This is a genomic window from Xanthomonas sp. NCPPB 3959, from assembly GCF_056675575.1.
Genome location: NZ_JBWWVR010000004.1, coordinates 155830 through 170957 on the forward strand (window position 1 = coordinate 155830; position 15128 = coordinate 170957).

At 66.2% G+C, this 15128-nt stretch carries 13 protein-coding genes; 2 read left to right on the top strand and 11 right to left on the bottom strand.

Annotated features, from left to right (window positions below; translation table 11 throughout):
* Positions 1-42: 42 nt before the first annotated feature.
* The 6 genes from AC1KVG_RS06760 to glnA all read right to left on the bottom strand — a co-directional run bounded on the left by AC1KVG_RS06760 (position 43) and on the right by glnA (position 7310).
* Entirely contained in the window at positions 43-645 is a 603-nt protein-coding gene (locus AC1KVG_RS06760) for a superoxide dismutase family protein (RefSeq protein WP_481093878.1), read from the bottom strand.
* Positions 646-1065: 420 nt separating this feature from the next.
* The gene (gene ntrC, locus AC1KVG_RS06765) at positions 1066-2496 is read right to left on the bottom strand and encodes a nitrogen regulation protein NR(I) (protein WP_481093879.1); all 1431 of its coding nucleotides are present in this window, start codon (positions 2494-2496) and stop codon (positions 1066-1068) included.
* Positions 2489-3544, bottom strand: coding sequence for a two-component system sensor histidine kinase NtrB (locus AC1KVG_RS06770; RefSeq protein WP_006449208.1), 1056 nt, complete (start codon positions 3542-3544; stop codon positions 2489-2491). Before AC1KVG_RS06770 ends, ntrC begins: the two co-directional genes overlap by 8 nt.
* A gap of 264 nt (positions 3545-3808) precedes the next feature.
* Entirely contained in the window at positions 3809-5251 is a 1443-nt protein-coding gene (locus tag AC1KVG_RS06775) for an ammonium transporter (protein WP_006449209.1), read from the bottom strand.
* A gap of 22 nt (positions 5252-5273) precedes the next feature.
* Positions 5274-5612, bottom strand: coding sequence for a P-II family nitrogen regulator (locus AC1KVG_RS06780; RefSeq protein ID WP_002808480.1), 339 nt, complete (start codon positions 5610-5612; stop codon positions 5274-5276).
* 288 nt (positions 5613-5900) lie between these two features.
* A complete protein-coding gene (glnA, locus tag AC1KVG_RS06785; RefSeq protein WP_006449210.1) occupies positions 5901-7310 on the bottom strand; it encodes a type I glutamate--ammonia ligase in 1410 nt (469 codons plus the stop codon).
* Between the two features lie 221 nt (positions 7311-7531).
* Here glnA and AC1KVG_RS06790 point away from each other — a divergent pair, with 221 nt between their 5' ends.
* Positions 7532-8326 (top strand): undecaprenyl-diphosphate phosphatase, encoded by a 795-nt coding sequence (locus AC1KVG_RS06790; RefSeq protein WP_481093880.1) that lies wholly within the window; start codon positions 7532-7534, stop codon positions 8324-8326.
* A gap of 137 nt (positions 8327-8463) precedes the next feature.
* Complete coding sequence (locus AC1KVG_RS06795) at positions 8464-9273, top strand: META domain-containing protein (RefSeq protein ID WP_481093881.1); 810 nt, start codon at positions 8464-8466, stop codon at positions 9271-9273.
* 262 nt (positions 9274-9535) lie between these two features.
* Here AC1KVG_RS06795 and AC1KVG_RS06800 read toward each other — a convergent pair whose 3' ends face one another.
* The 5 genes from AC1KVG_RS06800 to AC1KVG_RS06820 all read right to left on the bottom strand — a co-directional run bounded on the left by AC1KVG_RS06800 (position 9536) and on the right by AC1KVG_RS06820 (position 14988).
* Positions 9536-10147: a YbhB/YbcL family Raf kinase inhibitor-like protein gene (locus AC1KVG_RS06800; protein ID WP_481093882.1), complete on the bottom strand. Its 612-nt coding sequence runs from the start codon at positions 10145-10147 to the stop codon at positions 9536-9538.
* 174 nt (positions 10148-10321) lie between these two features.
* A complete protein-coding gene (locus tag AC1KVG_RS06805) occupies positions 10322-12394 on the bottom strand; it encodes a tetratricopeptide repeat protein (protein WP_481093883.1) in 2073 nt (690 codons plus the stop codon).
* A 195-nt stretch (positions 12395-12589) separates the two neighbouring features.
* Positions 12590-13576: a YheT family hydrolase gene (locus AC1KVG_RS06810; RefSeq protein WP_023902104.1), complete on the bottom strand. Its 987-nt coding sequence runs from the start codon at positions 13574-13576 to the stop codon at positions 12590-12592.
* Positions 13577-13638: 62 nt separating this feature from the next.
* Complete coding sequence (locus AC1KVG_RS06815) at positions 13639-14538, bottom strand: lysophospholipid acyltransferase family protein (RefSeq protein WP_172839254.1); 900 nt, start codon at positions 14536-14538, stop codon at positions 13639-13641.
* A 21-nt stretch (positions 14539-14559) separates the two neighbouring features.
* Positions 14560-14988, bottom strand: coding sequence for a hotdog fold thioesterase (locus AC1KVG_RS06820; protein ID WP_104549524.1), 429 nt, complete (start codon positions 14986-14988; stop codon positions 14560-14562).
* Positions 14989-15128: the final 140 nt, after the last annotated feature.

The window sequence follows — 15128 nt, forward strand, 5'->3', positions numbered from 1 at the left end:
CTCCTGTAGAGAGGCCGCAGTTGCGGCCATGGATGCCCCAACTCAGGGCTGCGAAGGGGGTGTGCGCCATTGGGTGACGCGAATGACGCCGCAGGCCAGACGCGCGCCGGCATTGCCGCTGGGCTGGCTGCGATAGTCGTCTGGATCGGCATGCACGATCAGCGCCTTGCCGATCACATCGGTGGGCGCGGCATCGCCCAGGGTGATGCCGGCAATGATCATGTCCAGGTGCGCAACGCCTTCGGCATCGGCGCGCAGATTGTCCATGTCGCCCGCGTGGTGGGGATTGCTACCGGCGCGCCCGTGCGGTGCACCGGTCGGATTGAAATGCGCACCCGCGCTGCTGGCATCGGCGGCGCTGCAATCGCCGCGCTCGTGCACATGGAAGCCGGCAACACCGCCCGGGCGCAGGCCACCGACGGTGCCGGTGATGCGGATTCCCTGTAACGCAGGCACCAGCACCACCCGACCGCTGACCAGACTGCCCGAGGCCGAGGCCAGCGCCGCTTCGGCCTGTTGCACCGGACGGGTGGGCACAACACGCGCCACGGGCGGTGGCAGTGTCTTCGGCGGGGGTGGCGTGCTGCTGCAGGCGGCCAGCGCCAGAGCGGTGAGGGCGACGATCGTGGACGACCGGTAACGCATCGAGCTGTTCTCCTGATCAGGCTGGAAACCTATGCGGGCACATGTTCACGTGTCATGAAATGCGCTTGCCGGCTGATCGAGAGTTTACGGGGTTGGTGTGGGTGGTCGGGTTGTTTTGAGGTGCGGGTCGACGGATGCGCGGTAGCACCGATGTGCGATTGCGATAAGCCTGGATCGCGCGTTGTTTCCTTCTCCCGCCGGGAGAAGGTGGCGCGTAGCGTCGGATGAGGGTACGGGCGAAGCGCTAGTGACGTTTGGGTGCGTGTAGGCTTCGCCCCGTACCCTCACCCCAACCCCTCTCCCGGCGGGAGAGGGGCTCAACTCCGCGTGCGGTCTGATGCACGATTGCGGTAAGCCTGTATCGCCTACGCGCCGTTCCTTCTTCCAGCGCAGCAGGCTTTAGCAGAGAACCAGGCTAGATCAGCGGCGTTTGCGTCCTGGGCCGAGTTTGCGGGTGACGGTGTTGCGGCCTAGGCCCAGGCGTGCGGCGGCCTCGGCGCGGCGGCCCTGGGTGAGTTGCAGGGCGGCTTCGAGCAGGGTCTTGTCGAGGCGTTCGCGGGCTTCGGCGTGCAGGCCCTGGGCGCCTTCGCTTAGGCGCTGCGCGGCCCAGCTGGAGAGCATCTCGTCCCATTGCCCATCGCTGCGGCCGGCGCGTTGGCGACGGCCGCCACGCGCCAGTGCGGCTTCCACATCGACCACGTCGATGATGTCGGCGGTGGCCAATGCGGCCAGGCGCCAGCACACGTTTTCCAGTTCGCGCACGTTGCCGGGCCAGTCGTAGTGGCGCAGGCCTTCCAAGGCGGCCGACGACAGCCGTTTGGGCAGCATGTCGAGCTTGCGACCGGCCATCGCCAGAAAGTTTTCGGCCAGTTGCGCGATGTCGCCGCGGCGTTCGCGCAGCGGCGGTAATTGCAGACGCACCACGTCCAGGCGATGCAGCAAGTCGGCACGGAAGCGGCCTTGTTCAACCAGCGCTTCCAGGTCCTGGTGGGTGGCGGCGATCACGCGCACGTCGACACGGATGAGTTCGCGCCCACCGACACGGAAGAATTCGTTCTCTGCCAGCACGCGCAGCAAACGGGTCTGCAGCGGCAGCGGCATGTCGCCGATTTCGTCCAGAAACAGTGTGCCGCCGTCGGCTTGTTCGAAGCGGCCGATGTGCCGTTTGGTGGCACCGGTGAAAGCGCCGGTTTCGTGGCCGAACAATTCGCTTTCCAGCAATTCTGCAGGAATGGCGGCAGTGTTGAGGGCAACGAAGGATTTGCGCGCGCGCGGCGATTCATTGTGCAGCGCGCGTGCGACCAGTTCCTTGCCGGTGCCGGTTTCGCCGTTGATCAGCACCGATAGCGGTGCCTGCGCGAGCCGGCCGATGGCGCGAAACAACGCCTGCATCGCCGGGGTGTCGCCGATCAGTGCGGCAGAGCCCTGCGCCACCGGCACGCCGACCAATGCGTCGACGCCGGCATCGGCATCCGGCAGCGCGCGTGCGGCCAGGGCCACCGCGTCATCCAGGTCGAACGGCTTGGAGAGGAACTCGTGCGCACCGCCGCGAAACGCGCCGGCAGTGCTGGCCACATCGGTGTAGGCCGACATCACGATCACCGGCAATTGCGGGTGCTTGGCCTTGAGTTTGTCGAGCAGGGTCAGGCCGTCTTCGCCGGGCATGCGCACATCGGTGAACAGCAAATCGGGCGTGGGCCGCATGGCCAGTGCCTGCAGCGCAGCGGCGGCACTCTCGAAGCCATCCACGGCGTAGCCCGCATCGCGCAACGCGGTGGACAGCACGAAGCGGACCGAACGGTCGTCGTCGACCACCCAGATATGGTGGGATGCGGCGGCGGCCTCAGCCATGCAGATGCTCCTTGTCGTGATCGCCGGCCAGCTCGGGCAGCAGCAGGGTGAAAACGGTATGGCCGGCGCGCGAGCGGTAGGTCAGGGTGCCGTGGTGTTCGCGCGAGACCTGCTGGGCCAACGCAAGACCCAGCCCACTGCCTTCGGCGCGCCCGCTGACCAGCGGCAGGAACAGGTGCTCGGCCAGCTCTTCGGGCACACCGCCGCCGTCGTCGATAATCTCCAGCCGCAGCGACATCGCATGCACGCGGTCGCGGATGCGCTGACCATGTTCGACGCGGGTGCGCAACGTCACCCGGGTGGCGCCGGCCTGGAACGCGTTGCGCACCAGATTCCACACCGCCTGGGTGAGGCGATCGCCATCGCCAAGGATGTCGGGAATGCTGGGGTCGTAATCGCGTTGCACCTGCACCGACCAGCCACCCTCGGCTTCGGCCAGGCGCAGCACGCGCTCCAGCACGACATGGATATTGAGGCGGTCGTGCGGGCGCGCCGGTGTAGGCGAGAGCAGGCGCTCGAGCAAGGTATTGAGGCGTTCGATCTCGGTACCGATCAATTCGATCAGCTCGCGCTCGTCCTCGTCGCGCCCGGCCGAACGGCGTGCCAGCAGTTGTGCGGCGCCCTTCAACCCGGCCAGCGGATTACGCAGCTCGTGCGCCAGACCCTTGAGCGCAGCGCTGAGGGCGTTAGGCAGTGCATGGGTGGGATCCAGCGCGGGGAATTCGTCGACCGGGTGGGTTTCCAGCAGCCAGCCGCCGTCGTCCAGCCGCGACAGCCAGCCTTCGGCAAAGCGCGGTGCGTCGTTGGGCAGGCCCAGGGCCAGCCGATGCAGACGCAGCACATCGCGTTCGTCGTTGAGCAGGAAGCGGGCGAGCGCATCGCCCTGTACTTCCAGCGCGGCCAGCGGTTGATCGACCAGTCGCCGTGCGCTGACGCCAAGCCAGCGCGCGAAGGCTGGATTGACGCCCAGCACACGGCCCTCGCGGTCGGCCCAGGCCACCGGGGTGCCCAGGCTGTCCAGCGATGGCATCGAAGAAGAAATCACCATTGCACCAATTTAGTGCAAGCAGCATCGACGTGCGCGGATGTCGCGCTAGACGAAGCGTGCAGAAAAGAATTCGGGGCCGACGAGCGGTGGCGTACACCGATCCAGCGCACATCCGCGCCGACAGGGACAGGCGTGGGGCTGGTCATGCAGACACCTCGGCAGTTGACCCGCGCCAACCAGCGCCGCGGGGAAAAACGGACCCGGCGGGCAGTCCCGGCCGGGTCGTCGTGCCACCCGCAGCGGCATGGCTGCGGGTGTTCATACTCAAGACTCGTATGCGGCTTCGCCGTGCGAGGTGATGTCCAACCCCTCACGTTCGGCTTCTTCGGTGACGCGCAGGCCGAACACCAGCTTGGCGACCAGGAAACCCACCACCGAGACAACGCCGATCCACACCAGGGTGATGCCCACGCCCAATGCCTGGATGCCGACCTGATGCACGATGTCGTAATCGCCGCCCTTCTGGCCGCCCAGCGAGGCCGCCGAAAACACGCCGGTCAGGATCGCGCCGATGATGCCGCCCAGGCCATGCACGCCGAACACGTCCAGGCTGTCGTCGGCACCGAGCAGGCGCTTGAGACCGGTAACGCCCCACACGCACAGCACGCCAGCGGCAAGACCAATGACGATCGCGCCGAACGGACCCACCGTGCCGCAGGCCGGGGTGATGCCGACCAGGCCGGCGACCATGCCCGAAGCCACACCCAGGGCGGACGACTTGCCCTTGATGATCTTCTCGGTCAACGACCAGCCCAGCACCGCCGCGGCAGTGGCCAGCAAGGTATTGAGGAAGGCCAGCGCCGCACCGGCATTGGCTTCCAGGTTGGAGCCGGCGTTGAAGCCGAACCAGCCCACCCACAGCAGCGACGCACCGACGAAGGTCAGGGTCACGTTGTGCGGCTTGATCGCCTCACGTCCCAACCCGGCACGCTTGCCGACGAAGTAGGCGCCCACCAGCCCGGCGATACCGGCGTTGATGTGCACCACCGTGCCACCGGCAAAATCCAGCGCGCCCAGCCCGAACAGATAGCCACCGGTGGCCCAGACCATGTGCGCCAGCGGCAGATAGCCGAAGGTGAACCAGATCACCGAGAACAACAGCACCGCAGCGAACTTGGCGCGTTCGGCAAAGGCACCGACGATCAGCGCGCCGGTGATGCCGGCAAAGGTCGCCTGGAACGCCACGAACACGTATTCCGGCAGGCTGACACCCTTGGTGAAGGTGGCCGACAGGGTTTCGATGGTCACGCCCTTGAGCAGTGCCTTGTCCAGATTGCCGATCCACGGACCTTCGCCGGAGAACGCCAGGCTATAGCCGTAGAGCACCCACAGGATGGTCAGCAGCGAAAACACCACAGCGACCTGGATCAGCACCGACAGCACGTTCTTGGCGCGCACCATGCCGCCGTAGAACAGCGCCAGACCCGGCACCACCATCAGCAATACCAACAACGTGGAGGTCAGCATCCAGGCGACATCGCCCTTCTCGACCACGGGTGCAGCCTCGGCGGCCGCCACGGGGGCGGCTTCCGGCTGCGCGGACGGCAGCGGTTCGGTGGTGACTGGCTCGGTCGGCAACGGGGTGACCTGCGGGGTGGATTGCGCATGCGCGCTACCCATGCCGCCCACCACCAGCGCACTGAACAGCATCAGCATGCAGACGCTGTAGAACCGGGCTTTCCACCCGGCGAAAAGACCTGTCTTCATAAGGACTCCTGGGGTGGGGGATTCAGAGCGCATCGGCGCCGATCTCGCCGGTACGGATGCGCACGACTTGCTCGATCGCGGTCACGAAGATCTTGCCGTCGCCGATCTTGCCGGTACCGGCGGCGTTCTGGATCGCCTCGACCACTGCGTCCAGCCGGTCGTCGGTCACCACCGTCTCGATCTTGATCTTGGGCAGGAAGTCGACGACGTACTCGGCGCCGCGGTACAGCTCGGTGTGGCCTTTCTGGCGTCCGAAACCCTTGACCTCGGTCACGGTGATGCCCGACACGCCCGCTGCGGACAAGGCCTCACGGACCTCGTCGAGCTTGAACGGCCGGATGATGGCGGTGATCAATTTCATGCGCATACCCCGAATGGTGGAAAAAACCGGCCGGCATTGCGCCGCCCGGCGGTGTCATTCCCCTGGATGCCAACCCCGGCATCCGCTCGTTCGCGAGCACGCAGACCCCAGCGGATGCCAGTGCATCCGCCTCGTGGGAGAGGTCAGGCCCGCGCGTCGCGATCCAGTGCTCTCTCAATACCCTTATCAAGACCCCTGCAAGTCCACGGCATGGGCCATGGACCTATCGAACATGGGCGGCGATGGCGGAGGTGGGAGGGGGGGCCTCCGCCATCACCGCGGTGGAACTCAGTTGCCGTAGTACAGCTGGTACTCCAACGGGTGGGTCGCAGCACGGAACTTGGTGACTTCCTGCATCTTCAGCGCGATGTAGCCGTCGATGAAGTCGTCGCTCATCACGCCGCCGGCCTTGAGGAACTCGCGGTCCTTGTCCAGCGCTTCCAGCGCCTGGTCCAGGCTGGAGCAGACCTGCGGGATCAGCTTCTCTTCTTCCGGCGGCAGGTCGTACAGATCCTTGTCGCTGGGCGCGCCCGGGTCGATCTGGTTCTTGATGCCGTCCAGGCCGGCCATCATCAGCGCGGTGAAGGTCAGGTAGCCGGACTGCAACGGATCGGGGAAGCGCATCTCGATGCGGCGCGCCTTCGGGTTGGTGACCCACGGAATGCGGCACGATGCCGAACGGTTGCGGGCCGAATAGGCCAGCATCACCGGCGCTTCGTAACCCGGGACCAGACGCTTGTAGCTGTTGGTGCCGGAGTTGGAGAAGGCGTTGATCGCACGGGCGTGCTTGAAAATGCCGCCGATGTACCACAGCGCCATCTGCGACAGGCCGCCGTAGCCGTCGCCGGAGAACAGGTTGACGCCGCCCTTGGTCAACGACTGGTGCACGTGCATGCCCGACCCGTTGTCGCCCACGATGGGCTTGGGCATGAAGGTCGCGGTCTTGCCGTTGCGATAGGCGACGTTCTTGATGATGTACTTCATCGTCAGCAGTTCGTCGGCCTTTTGCACCAGCGAGCTGAACTTGGTGCCGATCTCGCACTGGCCGGCAGTGGCCACTTCGTGGTGGTGCACTTCGGTCTCGATGCCGACCTGTTCCAGCGTCTTGATCATTTCCGCGCGCAGGTCGTGCAGGGTGTCGGTCGGCGGAACCGGGAAGTAGCCGCCCTTCACGCCGGGACGATAGCCGCTGTTACCGCCGTCGTACTTGGCACCGGTGTTCCAGGCAGCCTCTTCCGAGCCGACCTGGAAGAAGGTGTGGCCCATGTCGTTGGCGAAGCGCACCGAATCGAAGATGAAGAATTCCGGCTCCGGGCCAAAGAACGCCTGGTCGGCGGTGCCGGAGGATTTCAGATAGGCCTCGGCGCGCTTGGCGATGCCGCGCGGGTCGCGCTCATAGCTCTGCATGGTGGCCGGATCGAGGATGTCGCAGGTCAGCACGATGGTCGGATCGGCGAAGAACGGATCCAGATAAGCGGTGCCTGCGTCCGGGAGCAGGACCATGTCCGACTCGTTGATGCCCTTCCAACCCGCGATGGAGCTGCCATCGAACATCTTGCCTTCTTCGAACAACGCCGGCTCGATGATATTGGCCGGAAAGGTGATGTGCTGCTGTACACCACGCATATCGACGAAGCGCAGATCGACGAACTCGACCTTGTTGTCCTTGATCAGCTTTTCAACATTTTCCACGGACATCGGAAGAAACCTCAGGGGAAGTTAAGTGGCTCGTGGGCGGTACTACAGCAGGGACCGTGCCAAGCGTCATACTTTCACAAGTCGTTGATTTTGCTTGTATCGCTAGAGGTCGCTCACGCTGCAATAGCACCTTAATGGTGCCAATTGATCGCAATTCGCACCGATATGGTGCATGCCGCAATGCACTATCCTGACGCCTCCCCCATCCCTCCCCCAGTCCGATGTCCGATCTGATTTCCGCCCTGCTGTTGGGCATTCTCGAAGGCTTGACCGAATTCCTGCCGATCTCCAGCACCGGCCACCTGCTGATCGCCGAACAATGGCTCGGACGCCGTTCTGACTTCTTCAATATCGTCATCCAGGCCGGCGCGATCCTGGCGATCTGCCTGGCGCTGCGGCAGAAGCTGTGGACCCTGGCCACCGGCCTGGACGAACGCGACAATCGCGACTACGTGCTCAAGATCGGCGTGGCCTTCCTGGTCACGGCAGTAGTCGGGCTGATCGTGCGCAAGGCCGGCTGGCAGCTGCCGGAAACCGTGCATCCGGTGGCCTGGGCCTTGCTGATCGGCGGGCTGTGGATGCTGGTGGCCGAGCACTTTGCCGGCAAATTGCCCGAGCGCGACGTGGTGACCTGGAAGGTGGCCATCGCAGTCGGCCTGGCACAGGTCGTTGCCGGCGTGTTTCCCGGCACCTCGCGCTCGGCCTCGGCGATCTTCCTGGCCATGCTGCTGGGCCTGAGCAAGCGCTCGGCGGCGGCGGATTTCGTGTTCATGGTGGGCATCCCGACCATGTTCGCGGCCAGTGGCTATGCGCTGCTGGAGATGTACAAGGAAGGCGGCTTCGGCAGCGAGAACTGGGCCGATGTGGCGGTGGCCTTCGTGGCGGCGACCATCACCGGTTTTGTGGTGGTGAAGTGGCTGCTGGGTTACATCAAGAAGCATCGCTTCACGGTGTTTGCGGTTTATCGCATCGTGCTTGGCGCGGCCTTGCTGTTGTGGCTGCCGGCTGCGGCCTGACGCCTCAACTGTCGCCGCGCGGCATGCCTGTTCAAGCGAGCGCGACATGCGTGGCACGCTCCCAGGCAGTGACGCCCGTCATTGCCCTGGCCGCGCGGTGGCGGTATCACTGAGGCATTGATCACCGGGAGCCGCCCATGCGTGCCGTGTTCTTCGCCCCTGCACTGCTGGCGGCGGGCGTGACGGCCTGCGGGTCGGGCGCTTCGCCGGACGCACCCGGCTCCTCCCTCAGCGCTGCCGCGCAATCCGATGCGGTAGCCGCACCGGCCGCCGACAATGCCCCGCTGCGGGCCGCCCTGCGCGCACAGCACTGGCAGTTGCAGCAGGCCAGCGATGCGCACGGCACCGCATTGCGCAGCCTGTTCGTCGAGGGCACTGCGCCACTGCAACTGGATTTCAGCGATGAACGCATCCAGGTCAGCCAGACCTGCAATGCGCTGGGCGCCAATTACAGCGTGGCCGCGGCGCAGTTGCAGATCGGCCGGGTGGTGTCGAGCAAACGTCTGTGTGCCGAATCACGGCGGATGGCGCAGGAACGCGCCGCCAGCGAGCTGCTGTCCGGCCGCTTCGCGGTGGCGTTGAACAGCGTGCAGACCGCGCCACGGCTGACCCTGACCCGCAGCGATGGCACCCGCCTGGTCTTCGGTAGCGTCGCCACCGCAGACACGCGCTATGGCGGCCCCGGCCAGACGGTGTTGATCGAAGTGGCCGCCGAGACGGTGGCGTGCGCCTCCGACCCGTCGCGCCAATGCCTGCAGCTGCGCGAACAGGATGCAACGGGACAGCCCGTCACCCAGCGCTGGCAAACCTTCGAGGGCAAGATCGAAGGCTTCGAGCACGAAACCGGCATCCGCACCTTGCTGCGGGTGACGCGCTACCCCGCCGCTGCGGGCGCGGACGGCGTACCGGTGTATGTGCTCGATCAGATGATCGAAGCCAGCGGTTAGCAGTCGAGTTTTGACTGCGTGGCGTAATCAGCGTGATCGCCGATGCGATCAACGCGCGCAGATGCGACGTGCAGATGCAGGCTACTGACAGCAACTACCAACAGATAGCGAGCGGTCGTCAGGTCGGACGCGGACGGCATGCAGGAGTGAAGTCATCGATTGATAGATGCCGCGACCGAGCCGCCGGGCAACGTGTCACCCGGCAACTCGGCCCGCAGCGACGGCGCCCGCATGGCGGCGGCACAGCCGTTGTTAGGCGCTCTTAGCGCAGCGACGGATTCAACGTGTAGGTGCCATGCAACGCCGCCTCGGCCAGCACATGGCCCTGGATCGCCGACAGCACATCGGCCGCGGTGAAGGTCTCGGGCAGGCTGAGCTGCGCCACGTCCAGGGCGAACACGCGGAAGAAATAGCGGTGCATGCGCAGGTCGTTGAACGGCGGGTACGGGCCGTCGTAGCCCAGGTAGTTGCCGGCCATGTCGGCATTGCCGGCAAACCATTCGGTGTACGAATTCAGACCCTGACGCGCACCGGCCGGGCCGGCCGGCTGCGACTTGCCCTTGGGCACAAAGCCGTCGCTGCAACTGGCTGCGGCGATCTCGTGCACTTCAGCGGGGATATCGGCCATGGCCCAATGCACAAAATCGGTGCGTGGCTGGTCGACCGGAATCTGCACATCGTCGCGGCCTACGGTTTCCGGCACGGTCGGTACATCCGGATCCAGGCACAGCAGTGCGAACGAACGCGTGCCTTCGGGTACCTCGCTCCAGGCCAGATGCGGGTTGCGGTTGGGCGCAAAGCCCTCCGGCGTGCCGGCCGCAAACTCCACCGCGATGGGCTTGCCGTTTTCGATGCTGTTGCTGGTCAGGCGCATGCAGGGTCTCCGTGAGGGATGATGCTGATCAGGGTGCCTGGGTCTGCGCAGCAGTGGAAGCCATCGCAATGGAACCCTCTGATGCGCTCGGTTGGGTGTATCGCTGCCGGTTCATCACGCCAGCGAACAATGCCGCGCCCACCCGACAGTGAGCGCAGCCATTTCGGTCGCCGCTCAGTCTTGCGGATAACCGAAGCGCACTGCGATCAACGTGAGCAGATCGAATTGCGCGCCCAGCACGTTGCGGTAGTTGCGCCAGCGGCCCGAGGCCAGACGTGCGGGTCCGCGCGGCTCGATCAGCGGGAAGCTCAGCCCGAAGGCCTGTTCCAGTGCGGTGGAAATGCCCTGGGGGTCGCTCTCGATGCCGTCCAGACGGATGATCCGGTGCGGATACAGATCGCGTTCGTGCAGCACGGCGAGCTGCTCCAGCGCCGCCAGCAACCAGTCGGTGGCCTGCTGCGGCGATTGCACGGCCAACGGCGCAGGCGCACCGGCCGACAACCAGTCCAGCAGCATGTCGCGCGGGTCGCGCAATGCGATTGCCAGCCGGCCTTCGGGCAGGTGCGGGCGCAGTGCAGTGAGCAAGGTGTTGTCCCACCACAGCAGCCAGTCGATGACGTTGCCGTCGTCGATACCGCGCCGCGGCAGCTGCGCCTTCCAGCCTTCCACCAGCGCCAGCGGCGCCAGTTCGCCGGAGGCCAGCTGTTCGACGCTGCGATAGCTCTGCAGCGCGTCGGACGGCGGGGTGGTGCCGTAGCGGTCGTCGCGCACCAGCGGGGTGGCCGCGCCCATCACTGCGATCAAGCGTTCGACATGCGAGCCGGGCACGCCCCAGACGAACAGCGGGCGCGCGGTCACCGCGTCGGGAATCGTACCCAACGCCGGCCACTGCATCGGCTGCTTCGCGGCCTGCGGCGGCAACGGCAGACGGTGCTGGGCCTGCTCGCGCTGGAACTGCATCCAGGTGGCCAGCGCCGCATCGGGCTGGCCGGCGCGGTCCTGCACATTGCCCAGCCACGGTCGCAGCACGGTCTGCTGGTTCTCCGGCAGCGAGTCGATCAAGGATTGGACGCAGGCGATCGCTGCCGGCGGGTCGCGCTCCAGCAAGGCTTCGACGATGCGCTGCTCGCCGCTGATGCGGCCCGGCTCCACCGCCACGATCTGCCGCGCCACCATTTCGGCCTCTTCGGCATGGCCTTGCATGTCGTGCACGCGCATCAGCGCTTCCAGCGCCGGCAGATGCTCGGGCATGCCCAGCAGCCAGCGCTCGATCACCGCCTGCGCCTGCGGCCCGCCGACCGGCTCCACCGCCAGCCGTGCCAGCCATAGATCATGCGCACTGACCGAGGTGGCCAACGCCGCGTCCAGAGTGTCGCGTGCGTCGTCGACCGCGCCCAATCGCTCCCAGGCAGTCAGTAGCGCGTGCAGCGTGCGCCGGTCGGCCGGCCAGTGCGCAAGCGCCAGGCGCAAGTGCGCCACGGCCTGGTCGGGGCGACCGGCCTGCAATTCCATTTCGCCCGCGAGCCGACGCATCGCCGGGATGTCGCCACCGGGCTGGGCGAACACACCCTGCATCGCGGCCAGCGCATCGTCCAGGCGACCCTGGCGCTGGGCGAGCTGGGCGATGAAGGCGCGCAGCGCGGTGCCCGGCGGATTGAGCTCGACCACGCGCTCGAAGGCGCGCTCGGCGAACGCGAAGTGTTCTTTCTGCAGATACGCAAAGCCCAGCGCGAACAGCACACGCGGATCGTCCGGCAACTGCTCGGCGGCGCGGGTCAGCAGCGACAGCGCGTGGTCGCTCTGACCACGGCGCAGCTCCACCACGCCATCGACGGCCAGCAGCTGCGGATGCTCCGGCGCCAGCCGCGCCGCGGTGCGGCTCAGCCGCTGCGCATCATCCAGATCGCCGCGCGCCACCGCCAGATGCGCCTGCATCAAGTAGGCGTTGAACTGGTTCGGGTCGAGTGCGGTGGTGCGCGACAACGCGGCATCGGCCGCAGACAGATCGCGCGTGGCCAGTAGCAAGCCGGCACGCAGCAAATGCAGGTCGGCATCTTCCGGCGTCAGCGTCAGCGCGGTTTCGATACTGGCCAGCGCCAGCGCTGGCTGACCCTGCTGCTGCAAGGCCAGGCCGAGCCAGCGATGCGTGGCGGCATTATCCGGCGCGCTGATGACCCACTCGCGGGCCAGCGCCACCGCATCGTCGGCCGCATTGCGGCGCAGGGCTTGAAGAATGGCGTCTTGCATGGCGGCGGCGTGTCCAGGACAAACGCCTATTGTAACGATGCGCGGTGGGACGCCGACTCGGAGTGGCTATCAACACTGCTGCGCAGCCGCCAGGCGCGCGGCCGATGCTCGTTGGCAGGCACCACTCGTACACTGCAGTTCGGAGCGCGCCATCCGCGCACACCTGGCGACTTCGCGCGACGGGTGTCGCCGCTCTCAGGCCTGCGCGGTCAGCCGCTCGGCCACCCAACGTTCGGCAAAACCATCGCCACGGGCATTTTCCAGAAAGCCGCAGTGGCCGCCCCAGCGCGCGATTTCCAGCTGTGCGTGCGCGGGCAGATGCCAGCCGGCGAAATCGGCGAACGGAATCACCGGGTCGTCTTCGGCCATCAGGATGTGGACCGGCACCTGCAAGCCGGCCAGGCGTTCGCCGGCAATCGAATAACTGTCGAAATACGCCTGCAGCGAGCCGTGCCCGGTGTGCTGCTCGGCTAACCAGGCCATCAGGCCGCGCATGTCCAGCGCCAGGGTGGCATCGTCGTAGCCATGCTGATCGGGGAACAGCTTGCGTTTGCGCAGCAGCGATTCGCGCCAGCGCCGGCGGAAATACCAATCGTAGAACTGCGGGCCTTTTTCCAGCTGCAGCATGGTGGCGGCCGGATCCAACAGCGGACACACCGCTGCGACCCGCGCCACCGGCAGACCGGCCGCCGGCGCGCGCAAGGCGAGCCGCAGTGCAAAATTGCCGCCCAGCGAGTAACCGGCCACCAATAACTGCGGCGCGGGAAAGCGCCGCCACAGATCGCCTGCAGCGTTGACCACTTCATCGATGCGATCGGAGTGAAACAGATCCACATTGAGGTGATGGGTGCCGCCGTGGTCGCGGAAATTCAGCCGGAACACCTGATAGCCCAGGCCCAGCAGGCGCGCAGCGGTGAGCCGCATGTAATTGGAATCGGCGCTGCCTTCCCAGCCGTGCAGCAGCAGCACGGTGGCGCGCACCGGTGCATCGCCGGGCGGGATGCTCATCCAGCCCTGCAGGCGTACGCCGTCGCCGCCGTCGAGAATATGTTCGCTGGTCACCGCGCCGCTGGCGGCCAGCAACTGGCGGCTGCGGATCCGGCGCAACGCACTGCTGCCCAGCAGTGACTGCACATGCGGATTGCGCAACCAGCGGGGCGGCGAGTAGTCGGAGACGTTCATGCGCTCATCGGGCCAGGCACTGTCGCGTCGGCCGCAGGAGTGATGAGCATACGCATCGCGGGCTAGGACTCCATGGCCGCAATGATGCGTTGACGCGAGGTGTCGGCCAGGCGGCGACGTCCGTCGATATCCAGCGCGCGGATCGGCTCGAGAAAATGCACTTCGGCCAGCCGCGCCGGCTCGCCGAGCAGACGCACGATGTTGTCGAAGAAGCTCTCGCGCTCGCCGAACGCCACAACCGCCTGCGCATTGCCGCGCTCGCCGTAACGCAACGCCACCGGTTGCACCGGCACGCCGGCCTCGACCGCGGCCTGGAAGATGCGCGCATGGAACGGGCCGACCTCGGTGCCGCCGCGGGTGCGCCCTTCCGGAAACACGCCCACCGGCTTGCCGCTTTGCAGCCGCGCCAGCATTTCCTGCAGCACGCCGCCCAGCGATTCGGTATTGCCGCGCTGATGGAAGATGGTCTGGCCCTTGGCCGCCAGCCAGCCCACCAGCGGCCAGCCGGCGATCTCGCGCTTGGCCACAAAGCCCATCACGCGTTGGCTATGCAGCATCGAGATGTCGATCCAGCTGACGTGATTGGCAACGAACAACGCAGCGCCCGGCAGCGGAGTGCCGAAATGACGCAAACGAAATCCGAAGATGCGCATCAGATTGCCCTGCCACCAGCGGATCATCCACTCGTCCAGGGTGTCGTCGTGGCCGGTACGGATGCGCGCCAGCGGCGGCGCCACCACGCATAGCATGGTGATCGGCAGACAGATGCTCAGGTGCACCAGCAGTAGCGGTACCCGATACAGGTACCGGAACCAACGCAGCACGCCGCCAGCATCGCGCGTGGCGTCCAGGGATGACTCGCTCATTGCAGGAACGGGACCGGTACCAGGGGAAGGAAGCGCGACTATTGTGACAGCAGCTTGGCACGCGCGCAGTGCCGGCAGCGGGTGGCGCTGTTCCACCCATGTGCTTGCACGGCGGGCTCAGCCATTGCTGCGCGGGACCACGGCCAAGGTGAGCCGTGAAACGCACACGCGCTTGCCGGCCGGGTTTTCGATGGTGATATCCCACACCTGCGTGCTGCGCCCGATATGCACGGCGCGCGCGGTGCCAGTGACCACGTCCTGATACGCCGCACGCAGATGGTTGGCGTTGATCTCCAACCCCACGCACATCTGGGTGGTCATATCCACGCACAGATTGCCGGCGCTACTGCCCAGGGTTTCGGCCAGCACCACCGACGCACCGCCGTGCAGCAAGCCGTACGGCTGCTTGGTGCGCGAATCCACCGGCATGGTGGCGCGCAGCCAATCGTCGCCGGCGTCGGTGAACACGATGCCCAGATGTTCGATCAAGGTGTCGCGGCTGGAGGCATTGAGGGCAGCAAGATCGACGGGGTCGCGGAAGGTCATAGGCTGGGGATTGGGGATTGGGGATTGGGGATTGGGGATTGGGGATTGGGGATTGGGAATCGGGAATCGGGAATCGGGAATCGGGAATCGGGAATCGGGAATCGGGAATCGCAACAGCATCTGCGCCCGGAGGATCTGGT